The organism is Flavobacterium chryseum (assembly GCF_004362015.1).
GTDB lineage: Bacteria > Bacteroidota > Bacteroidia > Flavobacteriales > Flavobacteriaceae > Flavobacterium.
Genome location: NZ_SNWW01000013.1, coordinates 39,047 through 61,999, shown reverse-complemented (window position 1 = coordinate 61,999; position 22,953 = coordinate 39,047). Strand labels below are relative to the sequence as shown.

At 35.0% G+C, this 22,953-nt stretch carries 20 protein-coding genes; 9 read left to right on the top strand and 11 right to left on the bottom strand.

The genetic code is table 11. The features are described from left to right. Nucleotides 1–55 precede the first annotated feature (55 nt). From EV143_RS19595 to EV143_RS19585, 3 genes are all read right to left on the bottom strand, one after another. The gene (locus EV143_RS19595; RefSeq protein WP_133509620.1) at nt 56–1,783 is read right to left on the bottom strand and encodes a phospho-sugar mutase; all 1,728 of its coding nucleotides are present in this window, start codon (nt 1,781–1,783) and stop codon (nt 56–58) included. Between the two features lie 154 nt (nt 1,784–1,937). Next, entirely contained in the window at nt 1,938–2,885 is a 948-nt protein-coding gene (locus EV143_RS19590) for a glycosyltransferase family 2 protein (protein ID WP_133509619.1), read from the bottom strand. Between the two features lie 7 nt (nt 2,886–2,892). Then, nucleotides 2,893–3,423, bottom strand: a complete 531-nt coding sequence (locus EV143_RS19585) for a DUF4199 domain-containing protein (protein ID WP_133509618.1) — start codon at nt 3,421–3,423, stop codon at nt 2,893–2,895. Between the two features lie 249 nt (nt 3,424–3,672). Here EV143_RS19585 and EV143_RS19580 point away from each other — a divergent pair, with 249 nt between their 5' ends. The 5 genes from EV143_RS19580 to EV143_RS19560 all read left to right on the top strand — a co-directional run bounded on the left by EV143_RS19580 (nt 3,673) and on the right by EV143_RS19560 (nt 10,120). Beyond that, the gene (locus tag EV143_RS19580) at nt 3,673–3,924 is read left to right on the top strand and encodes a type B 50S ribosomal protein L31 (protein WP_059116365.1); all 252 of its coding nucleotides are present in this window, start codon (nt 3,673–3,675) and stop codon (nt 3,922–3,924) included. A 329-nt stretch (nt 3,925–4,253) separates the two neighbouring features. Beyond that, nucleotides 4,254–5,429, top strand: a complete 1,176-nt coding sequence (locus tag EV143_RS19575; protein ID WP_133509617.1) for a GlmU family protein — start codon at nt 4,254–4,256, stop codon at nt 5,427–5,429. 257 nt (nt 5,430–5,686) lie between these two features. After that, complete coding sequence (locus EV143_RS19570; RefSeq protein WP_133509616.1) at nt 5,687–7,321, top strand: ABC-F family ATP-binding cassette domain-containing protein; 1,635 nt, start codon at nt 5,687–5,689, stop codon at nt 7,319–7,321. 213 nt (nt 7,322–7,534) lie between these two features. Next, the gene (locus EV143_RS19565) at nt 7,535–8,668 is read left to right on the top strand and encodes a porin (RefSeq protein ID WP_166638188.1); all 1,134 of its coding nucleotides are present in this window, start codon (nt 7,535–7,537) and stop codon (nt 8,666–8,668) included. A 21-nt stretch (nt 8,669–8,689) separates the two neighbouring features. Beyond that, nucleotides 8,690–10,120 carry an anion permease gene (locus EV143_RS19560; protein WP_133509615.1) on the top strand — a complete coding sequence of 477 codons (1,431 nt, stop codon included), beginning with the start codon at nt 8,690–8,692 and terminating at the stop codon, nt 10,118–10,120. Between the two features lie 3 nt (nt 10,121–10,123). Here the strand turns inward: EV143_RS19560 and EV143_RS19555 are convergent, their stop codons facing one another. After that, complete coding sequence (locus EV143_RS19555; RefSeq protein WP_243739920.1) at nt 10,124–10,435, bottom strand: GNAT family N-acetyltransferase; 312 nt, start codon at nt 10,433–10,435, stop codon at nt 10,124–10,126. Nucleotides 10,436–10,700: 265 nt separating this feature from the next. Between EV143_RS19555 and EV143_RS19550 the strand changes: the two genes are divergently transcribed. After that, a complete protein-coding gene (locus tag EV143_RS19550; protein WP_133509614.1) occupies nt 10,701–11,360 on the top strand; it encodes an alpha/beta hydrolase in 660 nt (219 codons plus the stop codon). A 267-nt stretch (nt 11,361–11,627) separates the two neighbouring features. Here EV143_RS19550 and EV143_RS19545 read toward each other — a convergent pair whose 3' ends face one another. Next, nucleotides 11,628–12,011 (bottom strand): hypothetical protein, encoded by a 384-nt coding sequence (locus EV143_RS19545; protein ID WP_133509613.1) that lies wholly within the window; start codon nt 12,009–12,011, stop codon nt 11,628–11,630. A gap of 601 nt (nt 12,012–12,612) precedes the next feature. Between EV143_RS19545 and EV143_RS19540 the strand changes: the two genes are divergently transcribed. Then, a complete protein-coding gene (locus EV143_RS19540; RefSeq protein ID WP_133509612.1) occupies nt 12,613–15,708 on the top strand; it encodes a fibrobacter succinogenes major paralogous domain-containing protein in 3,096 nt (1,031 codons plus the stop codon). Nucleotides 15,709–16,166: 458 nt separating this feature from the next. Here the strand turns inward: EV143_RS19540 and EV143_RS19535 are convergent, their stop codons facing one another. Further along, entirely contained in the window at nt 16,167–16,682 is a 516-nt protein-coding gene (locus EV143_RS19535; protein ID WP_133509611.1) for a DUF2892 domain-containing protein, read from the bottom strand. Between the two features lie 166 nt (nt 16,683–16,848). On the opposite strand from EV143_RS19535, the gene rpmH reads away from it, so the two are divergent. After that, entirely contained in the window at nt 16,849–17,010 is a 162-nt protein-coding gene (gene rpmH / locus EV143_RS19530) for a 50S ribosomal protein L34 (protein WP_008464848.1), read from the top strand. 146 nt (nt 17,011–17,156) lie between these two features. After that, nucleotides 17,157–20,012, top strand: coding sequence for a carbamoyl-phosphate synthase large subunit (gene carB / locus EV143_RS19525; protein ID WP_133509610.1), 2,856 nt, complete (start codon nt 17,157–17,159; stop codon nt 20,010–20,012). 67 nt (nt 20,013–20,079) lie between these two features. On the opposite strand, the gene EV143_RS19520 is transcribed toward carB, so the two are convergent. The 5 genes from EV143_RS19520 to EV143_RS19500 all read right to left on the bottom strand — a co-directional run bounded on the left by EV143_RS19520 (nt 20,080) and on the right by EV143_RS19500 (nt 22,809). After that, the gene (locus EV143_RS19520; protein ID WP_133509609.1) at nt 20,080–20,628 is read right to left on the bottom strand and encodes a DUF6252 family protein; all 549 of its coding nucleotides are present in this window, start codon (nt 20,626–20,628) and stop codon (nt 20,080–20,082) included. A 142-nt stretch (nt 20,629–20,770) separates the two neighbouring features. Further along, nucleotides 20,771–21,307, bottom strand: coding sequence for a DUF4252 domain-containing protein (locus EV143_RS19515; RefSeq protein WP_133509608.1), 537 nt, complete (start codon nt 21,305–21,307; stop codon nt 20,771–20,773). Nucleotides 21,308–21,309: 2 nt separating this feature from the next. After that, complete coding sequence (locus tag EV143_RS19510) at nt 21,310–21,837, bottom strand: DUF4252 domain-containing protein (RefSeq protein WP_133509607.1); 528 nt, start codon at nt 21,835–21,837, stop codon at nt 21,310–21,312. Between the two features lie 17 nt (nt 21,838–21,854). Beyond that, nucleotides 21,855–22,313, bottom strand: coding sequence for a hypothetical protein (locus EV143_RS19505; protein WP_133509606.1), 459 nt, complete (start codon nt 22,311–22,313; stop codon nt 21,855–21,857). Beyond that, nucleotides 22,300–22,809 carry an RNA polymerase sigma factor gene (locus tag EV143_RS19500; protein WP_133509605.1) on the bottom strand — a complete coding sequence of 170 codons (510 nt, stop codon included), beginning with the start codon at nt 22,807–22,809 and terminating at the stop codon, nt 22,300–22,302. Before EV143_RS19500 ends, EV143_RS19505 begins: the two co-directional genes overlap by 14 nt. Nucleotides 22,810–22,953: the final 144 nt, after the last annotated feature.

Here is a 22,953-nt window from a genome sequence, read left to right as displayed (position 1 = left end):
ACACGCTGTGAGCAAAATTGAAATGTATTTAAAAAGAGTTTGTCACTCATTTTTATTAATTCAATTGCATCCCGGCAATGATATTTTGTATTTTTTGGTCTAAGAAACTTTCTGCAGCATCAAAATCTTCAACCGATTCTAATGCAGCATTAACGCTGATGTAGAATTTGATTTTTGGTTCCGTTCCGCTTGGTCTTGCACAAATTTTCGAACCGTCTTCGGTATAATAAATCAATACATTCGATTTCGGAATGTCCATTGTTGTTTCTTCACCAGACAATAAATTCAAAGCAATTGATGACTGATAATCTTCAACCATAATTACACGTTGTCCGTTAATTTCTTTCAAAGGATTCTCGCGCAAATCAATCATCATCTGATTAATTTCCTGTAAACCTTCCATTCCTTTTTTGGTTAATGACACTAAGAATTCTTTATAAAACCCATTTTCAACATAAAGCTGAAGAAGTTCTTTATAAACACTGCTTCCGGCAGCTTTTGCCTGCGCTGCAACTTCACATATTAATAATGTAGCGGCAACAGCATCTTTATCTCTAACCGCATCACCAACCATAAAACCAAAACTTTCCTCGCCACCGCCAATAAATTGAAGTTCAGGAAAATCTTTAATCATTTTAGCAATCCATTTAAAACCGGTTAAGCCAACTTTGCATTCAACACCATAACTTGTGGCTAATTCCATCATCATTGGAGTAGAAACAATAGTTGAACCAACGAATTGTTTTCCGTTAATTTTGCCGGCTTTTTTCCATTGTTTTAATAGAAAAGAAGTCATCAAAACCATCGTTTGGTTTCCGTTAAGCAAAATCATTTTGCCATCGTTATTTCTAACCGCAACGCCTAAACGGTCGCAATCAGGATCGGTTCCTACAACAATATCAGAATTGGTTTTATCAGCCAATGCCAAAGCCATAGTCAAAGCTTCAGGCTCTTCCGGGTTTGGAGATTTTACCGTTGGGAAATTTCCATCAGGAACCGCTTGCTCAGGAACGATATGTACATTTTTGTAACCCGCCTGAGATAAAGTATCAGGAATAGATTTTATAGACGTTCCGTGCAATGATGTAAAAACGATATGCAAATTATCTTTAGCCTCAGCCGGAGTATTAAAACTGGCATTTTCTATAGACGATTTTACAAAAACTTTGTCAATTTCAGTATCGATATATTCAATCAGGCTTTCGTTTGCGTTGAATTTAATTTTATCGTAATCAAGATTTTCGATTACGTTAATAATAGCTGCATCTTCCGGCGGAACAATTTGCCCACCATCTTGCCAGTACACTTTGTATCCGTTATATTCCGGTGGATTGTGCGACGCTGTAAGAACAATTCCGCATTGACAGCCAAGGTATTTAAGTGCAAAAGATAATTCCGGAGTTGGTCGTAAGTCTGAAAATAAATAAACGTAAATTCCGTTTGCTGAGAAAACATCAGCTACAACCTTTGCCAAAGTATTACTGTTATGACGACAATCATAAGCAATAACAACTTTTAAAGGTTGGTTTGGGAAAACTTCATGCAAATAATCTGAAAGACCCTGCGTGTTTTTTCCAAGTGTATATTTATTGATTCTGTTGTTTCCAACGCCCATCACACCGCGCATTCCGCCGGTTCCAAATTCCAGGTTTTTATAAAAACTTTCTTCAAGTTCTTTTGGTGACGTAGTCATTAATTCTTTAACAGCCGCTTGTGTCTCATTATCAAATGTAGGTGTCAACCATTCGTTTACAGCATTTAATATATTAGGTGCTATATTCATGTAAATGTTTTTTTAATGTTTTAATTAAAGATAAGATTTTTAAGGAATAATCCTGCTTCTCGATAATTATCGAAAAACTTTATCTTTTATTGTTTTTGAGAAAAAGAAATGATGTTCCCGAAAGGTTCAGGAACATCATTGTTTATATTAAATGTTAAAAGTTAACCTCTCGGGCTACTTTATAACGTGCTTCATTGCTTTTAGTGCGCAAAATAATTTCTCCTAAAAATCCGGCTAAAAACAATTGTGTTCCTATTATCATTGATGTAATTGATAAATAAAAATGGGGTCTTTCTGTAATTAACCTGCTGGCTTTGTGAATAAATAATTTATCGATTCCCAAATATAAAGCCAGTAAAAATCCAATTAAAAACATGATAGAGCCTAATAAACCAAATAGGTGCATCGGTCTTTTTCCGAATCTTGACAAAAACCAAATCGTAATCAAATCGAGAAAACCGTTTATAAAACGATCCATTCCAAATTTGGTTTCGCCATATTTACGAGCCTGGTGAATTACGACTTTTTCTCCAATTTTATTAAAACCGGCATTTTTCGCCAAAACCGGAATATAGCGGTGCATTTCGCCCGAAACTTCAATGTTTTTTACAACCGTATTTTTATACGCTTTTAATCCGCAGTTAAAATCATTCAATTCAACACCGGAAGTTTTTCTTGCCGCCCAATTGAATAATTTCGAAGGAAGGTTTTTTGCCACAACAGAGTCGTAACGTTTCTTTTTCCAGCCCGAAACCAAATCAAATTTTTCAGCCGTAATCATTTCATACAATCCCGGAATTTCGTCCGGACTGTCCTGCAAATCGGCATCCATAGTAATAATAACGTCACCTTTCGCTTTGGCAAAACCAGCGTGAAGGGCTTGAGATTTTCCAAAGTTTTTCATGAAACGAATGCCTTTTACATTCGAATTTTCATTAGAAAAACCTTCAATAATATTCCAGGAATCATCTGTACTACCATCATCTACAAAAATGATTTCATAAGAGTAATTGTTAGAGTCCATCACTTTAATAATCCAGGTATAGAGTTCTTGAAGTGATTCCTCTTCGTTTAGAAGCGGTATAAGTATAGATAAATTCATTTATTTTTTATTCTTGTGTAGATTTGCTTTTAAAAAATGCCGCGAAAATTAATCCGAAAATAGCACAGATTACAATTGCGAAAACAGACCCTTTAACTAATTCGATAGTAGAATATGGATTTGTTATTTTCATTTTTGCGATAGTCTCATTGATTGTAGAAGCCGGAGTTCCAAATTTTTGCAGCATTCCAACTGTATATTTAATCATGATTTCGCTTAAAGTATCTTTTGCGCCCGGATCAATAACATTAAATAAAACAATATTGAATATAGTAGAAATTAAAATACCAATTACCGCTGCAATAAAGTAAGTGGTAAAGGCTTCTTTGAAAGGAAAAATTCCGTTTAATTCTTTCTTAGTTTTAGAAAGTAAAATGATTGATATCGTTACGTTTATTGCTAAACCAAGCAATCCAAACCACCATGAAACAAATAGATTCAAATCGACTGCATAAATTGTAGCAGTAATTAGTGCAGATGCAATTCCGATCATCACACCATATGTAATTCCATTCTTTTTTATAACTTCATTAATCATATTTCTATATGTTTTAAAATTAATCCACAAATATAGCAATTCCCAATATAATCGAACGTAAAAAAAGCTTTTTGAATTTTACTAAAAAAAAGTGTGCTAAACATTTGAATATTAAAAAAGAATTGTAAATTTGCAAACTCAAAATAATTAAAAGTTTTAAACAAAAAAGAGTATTAGTTGTTTACACCTTTTTCTAACCATGAAAAAGCTTCAAAATAAAAATGCTCTAAACAATAAATAAAAGAAAAGATGAAAAAAGGAATTCACCCAGAAAATTACAGATTAGTTGCATTTAAAGACATGTCGAATGACGAAGTTTTTATTACTAAATCTACTGCAGATACAAGAGAAACAATTGAAGTTGACGGAGTTGAGTATCCAGTTGTAAAAATGGAGATTTCTAGAACATCTCACCCTTTTTATACTGGTAAATCTAAACTTATCGATACTGCAGGACGTATTGATAAATTCAAAACTAAATATGCAAAACACGCTAAATAATAAAAGCTGTTTTTATTTATACAAAAGCCTTCCAATCGGAAGGCTTTTTTTATGCATAATTTTAAATTTATCCGCAAAGTGCGCAAAGTTTTTTTCTATTAGGGTTTTTCTAAAAAGGGCATCCCTAAGCTTGGGGACGCAAAGCTTTGTGTTTATTTAGCTTTGCGAACTTTGTGTTTATGAACATACTATCAGATAAAAAAATCTTTTCGCGCTTTGCGGTTAATTATTTTCTTAGTTGCAATAAATGTAAATTTAATCAAACCCATAAATATTTGTAACTTTGAATCCGGTAACCAACTCAATTTTAACAATATTAAATTTAATTTATGAACTACATTCTTTTTGACGGTTCCGTCCGGAATGCTTTATTACCTTTTACTTTTACACGTCCGGTCGCTGATATTTTAATCGGAATTATGACCATTCGTCAAAAATGGGAAGCGCGTTTAGGTTCAACCATCACTACTATAACCGAAGATTATTTGTCTGCCAAATTCCCAATGGTAGAAATGGAAGAAAATGTAATGATAAACGCAGCGTATTTACCAAATGATACGCTTGCTGAACTGGTTTCTGATTTAAAAGAAAATCAGGCAATCCTTAAAGGTGATGATGTAATTGCTTTTTTTACAACTGAAAACCAGGAAGAAGTCGATTTTGATTCGTATGAAATTATTCAATATAATGAAGATGTTCTTACAGTAGAACACACCTGGGATATTTTCTCTAAAAATGATGCAGCAATTCGTGCTGACTTTCTTTATTTGACAGAAGATAGAAAATCACAGCCGATTCCTAAAAGTGTAAACGTTATTGCACCCGAGAATATTTTTATAGAAGAAGGAGCAAAATTAGAGTTTGTAACTTTAAATGCTTCAACAGGACCTATATATATAGGTAAGAATACCGAAATTATGGAAGGTACCGTAATTCGAGGCCCGTTTGCCTTATGCGAAAATGCACAAGTAAAACTAAATGCGAAGGTTTACGGAGCAACAACCGTTGGGCCAGGATCAAGAATAGGAGGAGAAGTTAAAAATTCGGTTGTATTTCAAAATTCCAACAAAGGACATGACGGATTTCTTGGAGATTCTGTTTTAGGTGAATGGTGTAATATTGGAGCTGACAGCAACAACTCAAACCTGAAAAATAACTACGAAGAAGTAAAATTATGGAGCTACGAAACCGAAGGTTTTGCAAAAACCGGACTTCAGTTTTGTGGCTTAATGATGGGAGATCACAGTAAATGCGGTATCAATACGATGTTTAATACCGGAACTGTTGTTGGAGTAAGTGCCAATATTTTTGGATCTGGTTTTCCTAGAAGTTTTGTTCCGAGTTTCTCTTGGGGCGGCGCAGCGGGTTTTACAACTTACGTAACTAAAAAAGCTTTTGAAACTGCAAAATTAGTGATGGGACGAAGAAATGTAGAATTCGACGAAACCGAATCAGCAATATTAGAACACATTTTTGAGGAAACTAAAAAATGGAGAAAGGATTGATTTTTAAGACTTCTTAGATTTTTAGATTGTTAGACTTCTTAGACTATAATAGAAATGATTACGAAAAGCTTTGCAAGATTTATTTTTGTGAAGCTTTTTTTTAAGTCTACTGTAAAATCCAACAATCTAAAAATCTAAGAAGTCTAATAATCTAAAAATCTAATTGCCTAATTATCTAATTAATCTATCTTTGCGCTTTCAAAAATACATGCTGAAAGATCTAAAAATCTAAGCAGTCTAAAAATCTAAAAATCTAAATGATTACAGTTAACGATATTTCGGTTCAGTTTGGTGGAACTACATTATTTAGCGATGTTTCTTTTGCTATCAATGAAAATGATAAAATTGCCCTTATGGGTAAAAATGGTGCGGGAAAATCGACACTTTTAAAAATAATTGCAGGTCAAAGCAAACCTTCTACCGGAAGCATTTCGACTCCAAAAGATGCTGTTGTGGCTTATCTGCCTCAGCATTTATTGACGAAAGACGGATCGACTGTAATGGAAGAAGCATCAAAAGCTTTTGGTGAGATTTTTAAAATGAAAGCCGAAATTGATGAAATCAACGAACAATTAACCGTTCGTACAGATTATGAAAGTGATGCTTACATGAAATTAATCGAAAGAGTTTCAGACTTAAGCGAGAAATTTTATGCTATCGAAGAAGTAAATTACGAAGCTGAAGTTGAAAAAATATTAATTGGTTTAGGTTTTGAACGTGAAGATTTTACACGCCAGACTTCAGAATTTTCAGGAGGATGGAGAATGCGTATCGAATTGGCTAAAATTTTATTGCAAAAACCGGATTTGATTTTACTGGATGAGCCAACCAATCACATGGATATTGAAAGTATTCAATGGTTAGAAGAGTTTTTGATAAATTCAGCAAAAGCAGTTGTGGTAATTTCGCACGATAGAGCATTTGTAGATAATATTACAAATCGTACTATTGAAGTTACAATGGGAAGAATTTACGATTACAAAGCAAAATACTCTCACTACTTAGAACTAAGAAAAGACCGTCGTGTACACCAGCAAAAAGCATACGATGAACAACAAAGAATGATTGCTGATAACAGAGCGTTTATTGACCGTTTTAAAGGAACATTTTCTAAAACAGATGCCGTTCAATCCCGAGTTAAAATGCTGGAAAAACTTGTTATTGTACAGGTTGATGAAGTAGATAATTCAGCATTAAAATTAAAATTCCCACCGGCTGCACGTTCAGGGCAATATCCTGTTGTGGTGAAAGATCTAACGAAATCTTACGGAGATCATGTCGTTTTTAAAGATGCTAATATCGTGATCGAAAGAGGTCAAAAAGTAGCTTTCGTTGGTAAAAATGGAGAAGGAAAATCGACTATGATCAAAGCCATAATGAAAGAAATTGGCATTGATGAAGGAAGTGTTGAAATTGGTCATAATTCTCAAATTGGGTATTTTGCTCAAAACCAGGCTTCATTATTAGATGAAAATGCTACCATTTTCGAAACTATTGATAACATTGCTGTTGGAGATGTTCGAACTCAAATCAAAAATATTCTTGGAGCCTTTATGTTTCAGGGCGATGATATTACCAAAAAAGTAAAAGTACTTTCAGGAGGAGAAAAAACGCGTTTAGCAATGATAAAATTATTACTGGAACCGGTTAACTTATTAATTCTGGATGAGCCTTCAAATCACCTTGATATGAAGACAAAAGATATTATTAAAGACGCACTTCGTGATTTTGACGGAACTTTAATCCTGGTTTCTCACGATCGTGATTTCCTTGACGGTTTAGCAACAAAGGTTTTCGAATTTGGAAACAAACGAGTGAAAGAACATTTTGAAGATGTTGCCGGTTTCTTAGCACACAAGAAAATGGATTCGATGAGAGAAATCGAAAAATAATTTTCAGTTCAGATATAACGAAAAGCACAAGTTGATTCTTGTGCTTTTTTTGATTCAATTTAATTTTAACGCAATTATTTTGTAAGGTATTTCTTTTTTTATTACATTAGCACTATATTTAATATTTGATTTATAAGCAGTTAGCTTTTTTTGCTGTAAAGTAAAAATTGGTTTTGATATTGATTCCGGAAACTAATTTTATTTGTACAGGCTATGAAAAAATCTTTACTTATAGGAATTACTCTTGTCTACTTTCTACCATTTTTGATGAATGCTCAAACTTCTGAGGATTCTGAAAGTAGCATAAAATATCCTCAGTTTCAATTTAAGGGACTTTTACAGGCCAGATACTTAGAAAGTTTTGGTGAAAATGTAGATGTTATGGGTGTCCATCATACTACAGGTGAGGCTATCCAAAGTTCGTTTGATATTAAACGAATGCGTGTTGGTGTAAATACCAAATTAAGTGAAGCCACAGAAGTGGTAATTCTGGTCAATCTTGCCGATTTTAAATCAGATTCTAAAGGGAAAGTATTAGAAAACGCTTACGCAAAATACACCTTCAATAAATATATTGCTTTAACGGGAGGTCAATTTCGACCGGCTTTTGGTATTGAAGAATTGGTTCCGGTTGATATTATAAAATCATTTGATTTCTCTAATCAATATTACGAATTTGGAAAAAATGGCTGGACGAGCTTTCAAATAGGAGCTTCTGCAAGCGGAGCGTTTGAAATTGGTAAAGTTCCTGTAGATTATGCATTTTCTGTTTTAAATGGAAACGGGAAAAATCAGGAAACGGATAAAGATAACGGCAAACAATATTCTTCAAGACTGGTTTTTGGACTTTCAAAAAAACATAAAATCAATTTGGGTTTAAATAGTGGTATCGGAAAAGTTTTTAAAGAGAAAGTTTTTGCTTTTGGAGCTGATATTACAAGTGATTTTAAACTGACAGACAAATTTACTTTTGATCTGCAGATTGAATACAAGCAGGGAACGAATTCTAATTTATATTTTTCATTGCCTGTTGCGAACAGAACTCCCAATGTTGACGATTATCAAATGCGCGGGATTTATTTTCTTCCCAATTTAAGATATGTAGTGAATTATAAAAAATTAACTGCCTTAGAATTTTCTTGTCGTTATGAATCATTCGATTCAAATTATAAAGTTGATTCCAATGTCAGACAGACTTATACGCCCATGATTAGTCTCGAATTTGGAAAAGCGTACACGGGAAGAATAGAAATGGGATTGCAAATTGATGATTTCGATCGAAATATTCCGGATACATCAACCTACGATAATAACTTATTTATTATACAATTTCAGTGCAGGCTGTAGTTTAATTTAATCTCCATAGTTATGAAAGAAGTAAAAATTCCCCAAACCATTATTACGCTTGTTGTTGGAATTGCAATTTGGTTAATTCCTGCACCAAATGGAGTTGTTATTGAAGCCTGGCATTTGTTTGCCATTTTTGTGGCAACAATTCTGGGAATCATTCTCAAAGCAGCTCCAATGGGAACGATGTGTATGATTGCAATAGCACTAACCGCTTTATCGCAAGTGCTGTCACCGGGCGATCCGGGAAAATCGATAACACTGGCATTGAAAGGCTTTGGAGATAAAGTGATTTGGTTAATCGGAATTTCATTTTTCATTGCCAGAGGGTTTATCAAAACAGGATTAGGAAACAGGATTGCTTTTTTATTCATAAAAATATTCGGAAAAAGCTCTCTGGGTTTGGCTTACGGTTTAGGTTTGGCAGATTTGGTTTTGGCTCCCGCTGTACCAAGTAATACCGCAAGGGGAGGAGGAATTATTTATCCGATAATGAAATCGATGGCAATGAGTTTTGGTTCAATGCCGGATCAGCCCGAAACGCATCGGAAATTGGGATCTTATTTAACGCTAAGCAGTTACAATGCGAACTTAATCGCTTCCTCAATGTTTTTAACCGGAACGGCAAGTAACCCAATGTGCCAAAAATTTGCTCTGAATTTAGGAATTAAAATTACCTGGATGTCCTGGGCGGCGGCGGCAATAGTTCCCGGATTGGTTTCATTTTTTGTGATTCCGTTGGTGTTGTATAAAATTTATCCGCCCGAACTTAAAAAAACCGGAGATGCCCCGGAAATAGCTTCTCAAAAACTGAAAGAAATGGGACCAATAACCCGTAACGAATGGCTGATGCTATTGACTTTCTTTATTTTATTATTTCTATGGATGACAGGCGATTTGTTTTCTATAGATGCAACAACAACGGCATTTATAGGTTTGGTAGTTTTGTTACTAACATCAGTTTTAACCTGGGACGATGTAAAAGCCGAAAAGGGAGCGTGGGACACCATTGTCTGGTTCGCCGTTTTGGTAATGATGGCGAGTTCGCTCAATGAATTGGGTTTTATAGGCTGGTTTAGTAATGTCGTAAAAGCAGAAATTGGCGGATTAAGCTGGCAAATGGCTTTTCCGATAATAATATTAGTATACTTTTTTAGCCATTATCTTTTTGCGAGTGCAACGGCTCACGTCGCTGCTATGTATGCAGCATTGTTGGGCGTAGGAGTTTCCCTTGGAATTCCGGGATTGCTTTTAGCTTTTATGCTTGGTTTTATAGGTTCAATTTACGGAACTTTAACGCATTATGGTCATGGTCCGGCACCCGTTTACTTTGGGAGCGGCTATGTAGATTTAAAAAGCTGGTGGGTCAAAGGCTTAATCACCGGATTAATAATGTTATTTATTTACATGGTAATCGGTGGACTTTGGCTAAGACTTATTGGTGATTTTTAAAATTTAAATCCTGATTCCGGGAGGAAGCAATTCTTTGTATTTTGGATTTTTTTTGATAAATAATACAATTTTCGGATGAATTGGCATCAGTTTGAATTTCTTCTCAATGATAAGTTTCATGATGTTTTTAAGTAAAGCATCAATCATATCCTGATTTGCAAATCCTTCAGGTGTATTAATTTTGGTTAGAAAAATTTTCTTTTCCTGAAAAGAATATTCTATAGAAAGTAATCCTTCAGGGACTATGGTTTCAAACTGTCTTGCAAAGGTGTTGTCTTTGATTTCCATAGTTTCAATAGGTTCCATATTTGTCATGTTTTGGGGGGTGGATTAAAAAATAATAGAAAAAGAACGTGCAATAATATTGTAAAGACCTTCTAAAAGATATCTACATAATGGTTATTGTGACTACAAAGGTAATCATTTGATTTTCAATATAAAATTATTTTTTATTGCGCCAGAATGAAAGTGTGTTCTTACTTTTGTTTTTTAATGTAATATTAGGCATATGATTTGTATTGTATCTTAATAAAAAAAGTAATTTTAGCTTAAAAAACATAACTATAATCCTTTCTTCCGAATGAGTAAAATTCCTGTATATTTCATGCCTGGTTTAGCTGCAAGTTCAGCCATTTTTGAAAGAATCAATTTAGACGAAGCTGTTTTTGAAATGTATTTCTTAGAATGGGAAATTCCAACAATAAAAGAATCTCTCACGGATTATTCCATTCGCATTGCTAAGAAAATAAAACATCCAAATCCGGTTTTGATAGGAGTTTCCTTTGGCGGAATTCTGGTTCAGGAAATCGCAAAACATATTAATGCCCGTAAAATTATCATAATTTCAAGCGTTCGAAGTTCTGTTGAGTTTCCCAGAAGAATGAGAATAGGAAAGAAAACACAAGCATACAAATTGATTCCGATGAAGATTCTTTTGAATATCGAAAGTCTGGCGAAATATTCTTTTGGGGAAAGAATCAATAAACGAATTAAGTTGTATGAAAAATTCTTATCAGTTCGCGATATACACTATCTGCAATGGGCGGTAGAATCTGTAATACGTTGGGACAGAACTGAAATTGATGAAAAAGTAGTTCATATTCACGGTGATCAGGACGATGTTTTTCCGATAAAATACATTAAGAGCTGTATTATAGTAAAGGGAGGAACACATGTTATGATTCTCAATAAATACAAATGGCTAAATGAGAATTTGCCATCTATAATATTGGAGGAATAAAATAAACCCATTTTCTGTCATTTCGACGGAGGAGAAATCACATAATGCATTTACGGCTCGTTACTTTCTGGATGTGATTTCTCCTCCGTCGAAATTACACACTTTGAGGTAAAAAACCCAACTCTTTTAGAATTTGAGATTTTCCCCGTGCCGAAATTTCGGGAAAGGATCGTAATTTAGAATAGTATATTAATGCGTAGTTATGATTGTTTTAAATTTAAAAAATAGTTGATATTTTTTTTAAGAAACAGAAAATTTATTTTAGATCTACATATTGTTTTGTTGATTTTCATATAAAGTAATCTGTTTCTCTAAATGAAAAACTATCTTCTGCAGGCTTTCTATTGTTTCTTTTCGGGATTCTGCAAGTGTTTTATAGGTTAATTCGCTTTCCTGATCTTTTATTTGAGGTTGAATATTCTCAACACTCTCATCCTTAATCATCAATCCTTTGCTTTTTAAAAGCCAATCACAACTATATTTGGGATAATTTTCAACGACTTTCAATACCCATTTGGCCTGAATGTCGCTATTATTCGCCATTGCACGGGACAAAACACCCTTGCTAGCGCCAATTATTTGTTCTAGTTTTGTTATAGAAACACCCTCATTATCAGCTATATGCTTAATATTTTTTAAAATGGTATTCATTAAAGTAGGAAATTATCCCTTAATTTGTTTTTTTTGTTGAAAATTATCACCATCTTTGTTTTAAATTTAAGACAAAATAGGTAATGAGCAAAAGTAAGACAAAAATCTATAAGTCCTACGACTCCAATATTCTGGAAGCACTATTTTTGAAATATGGTGTGTCAAAATACTACATTCGCCAGAGTATCGCTGGTGCAGTTAAGGGAGTTAAACCGGATAATATAAAAAAAGATTATATAAAAATGGAAAAAGCGTCCAAAGACATTGTGTTGAACTTGATTCAAAAAACACTCTGATTCAAAAAGAATTAATTATTGGAAACACACACACAATAAATACCACTACATCTAGATTAGAAGCCTAGACTTCGATCTTAAACAATAGTTACACTTTCTTTTTATCTTCTCTATTGAATGTCTAAGAAGCTTCATTTTTACCTTTAAAAGCCTATTGGCAATCAATAGCGCTTTATTATTTTACCATAAAATACCACAAAATCAGACGAGTATCCATAAGGGTATTTATAGCTATGTCTTTCAGTGTCTTACTCTTTGAGTAGGGATTGAAAGGTGTAGCATTTAATAATTTAACAAATTAAATAATGAAGAAAAATCTATTTAGTATGTGGCTCGTGGTTCTGGCCATATTATTTTCGATAAACACCGAGGCCCAGATGACCATTGGTGGAAAAAAAGCCCCTGAGCCTTTCTCAGTATTAGAGCTGCTTAACAAAGGCGGACTTCGATTACCTCAAATGACTACCGCAGAGCGTAATGCATTTGCAGTACAAGGCAACGATAAAGGAGAAGGATTAACGATTTATAATAAAACTACCGGCTGCGTTGAATATTGGAACAAGACACGCTGGGTAAGTTTGTGCGAGGGTACCTCCCAAACCACCATTAGCCCGCAGCCATGTGTTAATGTTGCAGCAGACGGAACAGGCTGTGACCAGACCTTTACAATTGAGGATGTGGACTGTCCCAACGGGCCGTTTAATATCGCGATAGTTGCAGGAGGTGATTATGCCACGCTGACTGATTTGGATAACACTAACGGTACTTTTAAAATTGCTTTTGGAACAAATAATTCCATAAACACACGTACCGTATTGGTGCGCGTTACAAGCACCTGTACCAGTTTGTACAAAGAGTTTTTATTCTCACAAAATGGGATCGATTGTGCTACAATACCTTATACGGTACCAAGTATTACACCTTCAAGTGCTGCTTTAACATTGTGCAGCGGCGGAGCGGTTTATTTATCTGTTCCTGCCAATACAGCAAATCTTAATCAGTTGATCTGGACGCGTAACGGAATCGAGGTAGCGCGTGGCGTTTCGTATTATGTTGCAACCCAAAAAGGAAAATACAACATTTCGATGGGGGCTGTCGGCTGTAATACCAATGCGGCAAACGAGCGTGTTATTACAGAATCAGGTACTGCAACGGCAGTTAACCTAACTGCATTGGCTTCTAATAACGGGGTGCTTTGCGGTACCAATTCCGTTACGCTTTCTGCAACAGGAAGTACAGGTACTATTGCCTGGTTTCAAAATGGAGTAGAAAAAGGGTCCGGAGCCTCTTATATCATTAGCGGGGACAGCAGTGTTGGCGAATGGTTTGCAGCAGTAAAAGACGGAAGCTGTTATTCTAAGCCTTCTAACAGTCTTATGGTAACAAAAAGCACTGCCACAGGCCAGATAAGTATTGTTCAGGCAGATGTACTGGTAAATGGCCTGCCATTAAACAGCTTTACTTCATTTTGTGAAGGCGGTTCTTTAGATTTAAGCGTAGCCAATAAAAATGCGGCTGTTACCTATACCTGGTACAATGGCAATGATGTTATTACAACAAATCCATTTATTGTACCAAGCAATCAGACTACCATGTCGCTTCGTATGATTGCTACTGATAATTCAGGGGCTAAATGTCCTGCAGAAGCAGTGGCATTAGACAAAAGTATAACGAAAGGAAATACTCCAGGACAGCCAAATATCGTAGGTAATGCAACACTTTGCGATGGTACGACAGATTTAACAATAGTTCCTGCAGTACCCGGAACTTATACCTATACCTGGTATAAAGACGGTGTAAAAATAGCAGCAACGACCCCGAACTTAACGGTGACCACACCTGGTGTGGTGTACACGGCCAGTGTAACCAATGCTACGGGATGTACAAGCACATTTGCTACAAAATCAATCTCGGCAAATGTTTCGAGCATTCCGGTACTTTCCTGGATATCCAAACCGGCGACTGCTACCTTTGGCGCAACCGCTACTTTACAAACCGGTATAGAGTTTGGTCCTGCATCTGCGTATACCTGGACAGCCTCAAACGGTGCTACTGTTACAGGTTCTGGAGCAAGTGTAACGGTTACTTTTCCGGCAAGCGGAACAGACACTGTAGTAATTACAGCAACGGCACAGAATTCCTGTGGTAAATCTGCAGCTATATCTACTACTGTTACATTAGGCAGTGCATGTCCTACACCTGTTCTGGTATCACAATCTGCGCTGTCTCAAAATGTGACATTAGGCGGAAGTGTTACCGAAACGGTATCTGTAACAGGCGGTGTTACCCCATCTTACCAATGGTATAAAAACACAACAGCTTCTACTACAGGAGGTACTGCAATAAGCGGCGCTACAGCAGCTACTTATATATATACACCTGCAGTGGTCGGAACAAGTTATGTATATTGTATCGTAACCAATGGCTGTACAGGTAATCCGACTGCGACCTCAGAGGTCTTTACCGTTACGGCAGCTATCAATCCTGCTACTATACCGGCAGGGGTAGGAACGTTGTCAGGAAGAACATGTTTTGATATTGCAGAGAGTAATAATACAACTGATTGTGGTTTGCTTACAACCCGTCAGGCTAATAAAGCTGATTTTAGTTTAGCAGCTACAAATACACAGACCTATACTTTTACTCCTAGCGGTACGGTTAGTTTGGTTCGTTTTATGTATGTAGAATCGCTTAGCGGGGCTATTATTAAAACGATTACCAATAATGGTAACCCTGCAGCCCTAAATGTATCGGGTGCTGTTACGGCAACGGTTGTTTACCAAAACAGCTTAAGTACTATAGGCGGAGTGCAGGGTACAGCTTTTGGGAAAGCGTCAGCAGATGCACTTACTGTAGATATCTATGCGGTTTATAACAGTAATGCTAACGGGACCGGTACGGACAAACAGGTAAAACTGACTGCAAGTGTAAAAGACTGTGCATGCTGCGGTATGAATGGTACGGCTATAGCGCAGCAAATAGGCGCTAATAATTACCTGACACATATGTACGGTCAGGATTGCTGGATGGTGCAGAACTCTAAAGAGGGTACTCCTACCTATACTACGTATCAGGGACAAGCAGCAGGCGAAAACGGATATTACTATAACTACGCCGCAGCAACTACGCAAGCGTGCCCGACTGGCTGGCATCTGCCTACTTATGCAGAGTATGTTAGTTTGAACAGCTATATGGGCACAGCTAAAACATGGTGGAATACCGCAGAAGGAAATTCATTTGCCGGATACTACTGGGGGTACTGGAGAAATTGGTTGAATCAAGGTTTCTATGCGTATGTTGGGATGTCACAGCCAATAGCTTATACTTATGGTGGTCCTTCCTATTCTAATGGTGGTGATACTAATGCGGGAGTTAGTGTTCGTTGTGTAAGAAACAGATAGTTTTGTATTATAACAATGGCACAAGCTAAGTGTAATCTTGTGATTGCAGACTCAACAGACTCAGCAGTCTGCAGGTTAATTTATAAAGTTTAGCCTAATATTTACTATCCGCAACCCGGCCTGCAGCAATGTGAGCCGTAGGTTGTGGATAGTTTGTGTTTTAAAAGAAGAATAGAAAGTATAAGATTTTATAGGAATTAAAAAATCAGCAAATTAGTTAAACCTGATAGGTCTTAAAAACCTGTCAGGTTTCTTGTGTTGAACAAAGTTATTGATCGCAATATTGTCATTCCTACCTAAGGAGAAATCACTCTAGTGACTCCTCAAAATGAATCGCCAATCTTTGTCGCGCTACTTGCGAAGATTTCTCCTCCGTCGAAATTACACACTTTGAGGTAAAAAAAATCCCAAACTCTTTTGGAATTTGGGATTTTAAATATTGGAATTTAAAAAAATCGTTAGATTTTCTTCATTTGATCTTTCATCATCGTGATTTGCTCTTTCAGCATACCTTGTTTGTCTAATTTCTTAGCTTCGTTCAATAAATTAGTAGCTTCCAGTTTTCTTCTGCGTGACATTGCAACTCCTGCAAGGTTTAATTTAGCAACAGCTAAATCCATATCCATAGATAATCCAAGTTCAATTGCTTTTTTGAAATGTTTCTCAGCCTGATTGATATTAGTTTGAGATAACATGATTCCGTGAAGGTAATTAAAGTACCCTTGTTGTTTTCTTACCAATGCAGCTTCGGGATTTTTAATGTATGCCAGCCATTTTTTAGCGCCTTCAAAGTCTTGTTTTCTTAATTTAAGGAAAGCTAAAAGGATGAATTCGTTTTTAAAGTAAAGAAAAATTGGAATTGCAGTAAGTAAAATAAGGAAAATACCATTCCCGATATTACTTTCTGTAAATTGCCAGATGCCAGCAACTACAAGAAGTCCGGCGAAAATAAGTTTAATATTTTTATGAAACATAATAGATGTATATTTGTGATTGCAAATATAGTAAAATGAATTAAAAATATTTTTATAAAACTACTTGCGAGAAAAAAAAGTCTTTGTATATTTGCACTCGGTTTTAGAATAACGATATTCAAAAACGGAAAAGAGATATTAGATACCATTTTAAAGATACAAAGCAATGAGCAAAAGAACATTTCAACCATCGAAAAGAAAAAGAAGAAATAAGCACGGATTTATGGACAGAATGGCTTCTGCGAATGGAAGAAAAGTTCTAGCGCGTAGAAGAGCAAAAGGAAGACATAAATTAACTGTTTCTAGCGAGCCTAGACACAAAAAATAATGTTTCTATAAACATAAATAAGGCGTTACTTTTTTAGTATCGCCTTTTTTTATACCTTGTCAGTAAAAAAACTTGCAACTTTCTGGTTTTTAAAACACTACAAACGATTTTTGATTACCAAATTATAACTACACAATACAAACAAAATGCCTAAAGACACATCAATAAAATCCGTTTTAATAATAGGTTCAGGACCTATTGTTATTGGTCAAGCCTGTGAGTTCGATTATGCAGGTTCTCAATCTGCACGTTCTATTCGTGAAGAAGGAATTGAAGTTATCTTGATAAACTCAAATCCAGCAACTATTATGACCGACCCAAGTATGGCCGATCATATATATTTGAAACCATTAACTACAAAATCGATTATTGAAATTCTAAAGGAACATCCACAAATTGATGCTGTTTTGCCAACAATGGGCGGACAAACTGCTTTGAATTTATGTTTGGAAGCAGAAGAAAAAGGAATTTGGCAGGATTTCGGAGTAAAATTAATTGGAGTTGATGTAAACGCTATTAACATTACCGAAGACAGAGAGCAGTTTAAACAGCTTTTAGAAAGAATAAATGTGCCAACTGCACCTGCGAAAACAGCTACTTCATATTTAGAAGGAAAAGAAATCGCTCAGGAATTTGGTTTCCCGCTTGTAATTCGTCCTTCGTTTACACTTGGAGGAACAGGAGCAGCAATTGTTTATAAAAAAGAAGATTTTGATGAGCTTTTAACTCGCGGACTTGAAGCTTCGCCAATTCATGAAGTTTTAATTGATAAAGCTTTGATGGGATGGAAAGAATATGAGTTAGAACTTTTAAGAGATAAAAATGATAATGTTGTAATCATTTGTTCGATCGAAAATATGGACCCAATGGGAATTCATACCGGAGATTCGATTACAGTTGCGCCAGCAATGACATTATCTGATACAACTTTCCAGAAATTACGTGACTATGCCATCTTAATGATGCGTAGTATCGGAAATTTTGCAGGAGGATGTAACGTACAATTTGCAGTTTCGCCAGACGGAAAAGAAGATATCGTAGCCATCGAAATTAATCCTCGTGTGTCTCGTTCTTCTGCTTTAGCATCAAAAGCAACGGGTTATCCAATTGCTAAAATTGCTTCTAAACTGGCTTTAGGATACAATCTTGATGAATTGCAAAACCAAATTACAAAATCGACTTCGGCTCTTTTTGAACCAACTTTGGATTATGTAATTGTAAAAATACCACGTTGGAACTTTGATAAATTTGAAGGTGCTGACAGAACTTTAGGACTTCAGATGAAATCGGTTGGTGAAGTAATGGGAATTGGACGTTCTTTTCAGGAAGCATTACACAAAGCAACTCAATCTTTAGAAATTAAAAGAAACGGTTTAGGCGCTGACGGAAAAGGATATAAAAACTACGAACAAATTATCGAGAAACTAACTTTTGCAAGTTGGGATCGTGTTTTTGTAATTTATGATGCCATCGCAATGGGAATTCCGTTGAGCCGTATTCATGAAATCACAAAAATCGATATGTGGTTCTTAAAGCAATACGAAGAACTTTATACTTTAGAGAAAGAAATTTCGAACTATAAAATTTCTGATCTTCCAAGAGAGTTGTTGCTTGAAGCGAAACAAAAAGGTTTTGCCGACAGACAGATTGCTCACATGATGAATTGTCTGGAAAGTGAAGTGCATACTTTGCGTATGGATAAAAATATCAACCGTGTGTTTAAACTGGTTGATACTTGTGCGGCGGAGTTTAAAGCGCTAACACCTTATTATTACTCTACTTTTGAGGCTGAAATCGAAAAAGCAAATGGCGAGCGTTATGTAGATAACGAAAGCATTGTAACCGATAGAAAGAAAATCATAGTTTTAGGTTCAGGCCCAAATAGAATTGGACAAGGAATTGAGTTTGATTATTCTTGTGTACACGGAGTTTTGGCTGCTAAAGAATGTGGCTACGAAACGATTATGATTAACTGTAATCCAGAAACGGTTTCGACTGACTTTGATACAGCTGATAAATTATACTTTGAGCCTGTTTTCTGGGAACATATTTACGACATCATTCAGCATGAAAAACCAGAAGGTGTAATTGTACAATTAGGTGGGCAAACGGCTTTGAAATTAGCTGAAAAACTATCTAAATACGGTGTAAAAATCATCGGAACTAGTTTTGATGCACTTGATTTAGCCGAAGACAGAGGACGTTTCTCTGATTTATTGAGAGAATTACATATTCCTTTCCCACAATTCGGAATTGCTGAAACGGCTGACGAAGCTTCTGCTTTAGCAGATACTTTAGACTTCCCGTTATTGATTCGTCCTTCTTATGTATTAGGAGGTCAGGGAATGAAAATCGTAATCAACAAAAAAGAATTGGAAGAACATGTTATCAATTTATTGAAAACGATTCCAGGAAATAAATTGCTTCTTGATCATTATTTAGCCGGAGCAATCGAAGCAGAAGCTGATGCAATTTGCGATGCTGATGGTAATGTATACATCATCGGGATTATGGAGCATATCGAGCCTTGCGGAGTGCACTCTGGAGATAGTAATGCTACTTTGCCTCCTTTTAACTTAGGAGAATTTGTGATGCAGCAAATTAAAGATCATACTCATAAAATTGCAAGAGCTTTAAAAACTGTTGGTTTAATCAATATTCAGTTTGCTATAAAAGATGATACAGTTTACATTATCGAGGCAAATCCTAGAGCTTCGAGAACGGTACCGTTTATTGCAAAAGCTTACGGAGAACCGTATGTAAACTACGCTACGAAAGTAATGTTAGGGCATAATAAAGTAACTGACTTTAAATTTAATCCGCAATTGAAAGGTTATGCGATTAAACAACCGGTTTTCTCTTTCAGCAAGTTCCATAATGTAAACAAAGCATTAGGACCGGAAATGAAATCGACTGGAGAAAGCATCTTGTTTATTGATGACTTAAAAGACGATCAATTCTACGAGTTGTACTCAAGAAGAAAAATGTATTTGAGTAAATAAGAACTCAATCCTAATAAATAAAAAAAGCTCCAGAAATGGAGCTTTTTTTTATATAAAATAAACAAGATTATTTTTGAACATCATATCTGTAATTAAAAGTACCTAGGGTTACTTTTGCTGTAACAGGATTGGAAGTACTAATTGGTTTAGAATCATCTTCTACACAATTGAATGAAAATGTTCCTGTTACTTTTTTAGCATTTAAATCAATTGCTGTAACTGATAATGAACCATCAACCGGATATTGACTTTTTGCTTTATTGCTATAGGATATTTCAACTTGTGTTTTAGAAGCATCATATGTATTTTTAGTAAGTGGATAAGTTCCAACTTTAAGATCGCTTCTTTTGATGTAAAGTCTAATTTCATCCCCGAAATTAATTCTTCCTTGTAAAAGAATATATTCTTCTTCAGGATAATAATCGGACATGAATGTTGTAGCATAATCTGAACCAAACGGATTATTCATTTCCCATAAAGTTCCGTCAACTTTTGCAGTCATTGCGAATTTTGATGTTTGGTTTTCAGAATCTTCTGGAGAGTCAGAATTATTGTCGCTTGAACAGCTGTTTAAAACAAGAAGTAAAAAAAGGAATAGGATTTTTGGTGTTTTCATTATTGGATTTTTAATTAGAGCCAAAAGTAAATAAATAATTGTTAATATATTTTAACGATTAAATGAAAATAATGATTATTTAAATCATAAAAAAAAGCTCCAATCATGGAGCTTTTTCAATTTATAAAGTAAGTAAAATGTATTATTTAATTAATTGCTGCAAAGGTTTCAATTGTTCCATGTCGATTTTAGATTCTTTCAAAACCGACATTAAAGTCATGATGTTATTCGGATTCATGTTTTTTCCTAGAACGCGAACTACTGCAAATCCATTTTCTTTTCTATTGGCAAAAACTATAAATTCTTCAATATTATCATCAGTACCAACATAACTTATTGATGCACCATCTTTACCAGAACCGTATTTTATTAGTTCCTGATATTTAGGATCTTTTAGAATTGTTTTAACTTTTTCTCTTTCTATCTCAAATTGAGCTTGGTTTTTATCATTGGCTTTGAATGCCAGAATGTTCATCTTATCGAAAGAATTTAAAGCTTCCGTTTGTTCTGCAGATAACTTTGCTTTTTCTAAGTTTAAAATACTTGGCGAAACATCGACTGCAATAAAATCCTTATTATCGGTGTTTTCTACAAAATATTTTTGCAATGATGGTTCAGATTTACAACTAATTAAAGTTAGTAATACTATAATGGCTGAGGTAAAGACGGTGCGTTTCATAATTATTTTTTGCTTTTAGAAGCTTTTTTTAAATCAGCGCCACCAGGAAGTTGCATCTTGTCTGTAAGTACTGAAATTTCGTTGATATCAAAATTACCGGTTAAAGATAATAAGACACTCTCTTGGTTTTTGGCACCATCAATAAACATAAGTAATTCTTTTACCTGCGAATCGCTTGCGCCAGATTTTACTAATATTTTTACGTTTCTACCGCTATCGTTTACGCGCATTAATTCTTCTAAACCGGCTGTTTTTACATATTTATCGGCAGAAGCTTTCATGTCTGCTTCAACTTTAGCATTTTTAGTTGTAAACACTTTTAAATAGTCTAATTTTTTGATCAGGCTTATGTATTGTTGCATTTCTTTGTCAGAAGCATCAACTTTTACTTTGCTCATTAAATCAAACATTTTTTTATTTACGATTACTGATGTTACATCGTCCTGACCATCAAACTTATCGAATGCACCTTGTGCATAAAAAGTAGTAGTAACGAATGCAAAAACTAGTGTTATGATGAAATTTTTCATTGTGATTATATTTTTGATTATTGTTTAAAAATTTTGTTTTTTGATTGTTCATATTCTTTAATGTATTGTACACTTCCAATACCTACATTAACATTATTCGATAATAAGGCCAAAGCTTTTTGCGTTGCGGCAAGCGCTTCTTCCGGATCATCATAGGTTCCTAATTCTGATTGCGTTACAACTGTAGCTGCCTCTTTTTCGCTCACATACATATAGGTTCCAATTCCTAGTAAAACAACAACCGAAGCTGCAATTGATAACCACGCCACATTTCGTTTTTTAGTTTTTAGTGGTAATTCGAGCGTTGATTTTTGTTGTTTTACCTGAGAGAAATAACCAAACATTGGTTTGTATTGCTCTAAATGCTGCGCAACATTTGGTGAAGAAAAATATTCTTTTAATTCATTTTCTTCGGCAATACTTGTTTCTCCCTGAAAGTATTTTTCTAATATATCTTCTATTCTATTTAATTCCATAACGGTGTGTATTAAGCATTGATTCTCTTATTTTTTTTCTCGCTCTCGAAAGGGCTACCCGGATAGCCGTTTCATTCATGTCAACAATCTTCGCAATTTCATCAAATTCATATTGTTCAACATCGCGTAACTGAATTAATATTTGTTGCTGCTCCGGCAACTGACTCATTATTTTTTCGACCCATTCTAAACTATCAATATCTTCTAATTTTTTATCTAATTGAGGCTCACGGTCTGTATAATTATTATGTACAATTTTCAGGTTTCCGGCTCTTTTCGATTTTAATTGATCCAGACAATAATTTTTGGTCATTGTCATGGCTACTGCTTCAATATTATTATAGGTATCCAAATTTTCTTTTTTGGTCCATAATTTTACCATTACTTCCTGAGTAGCATCTTCAGCTTCTTCAGTACTGATAAGCAATCTTTTTGCCAGACGAAAAACTTTGTCTTTAAAAGGATTTATTAATTCTATAAACACAATTTGATTCATACTGGTTGGTTATGATTGGTTGGTCATTTTATTTCTCCCGATAATCTTGTTTCTTTTTTATATAATAAAGCAAGATTAAAAAGAGCTTATATAGTCAAGACGAGGGACTATTATTTTTGTTACAGCCAAGATGTTAAATTTTTT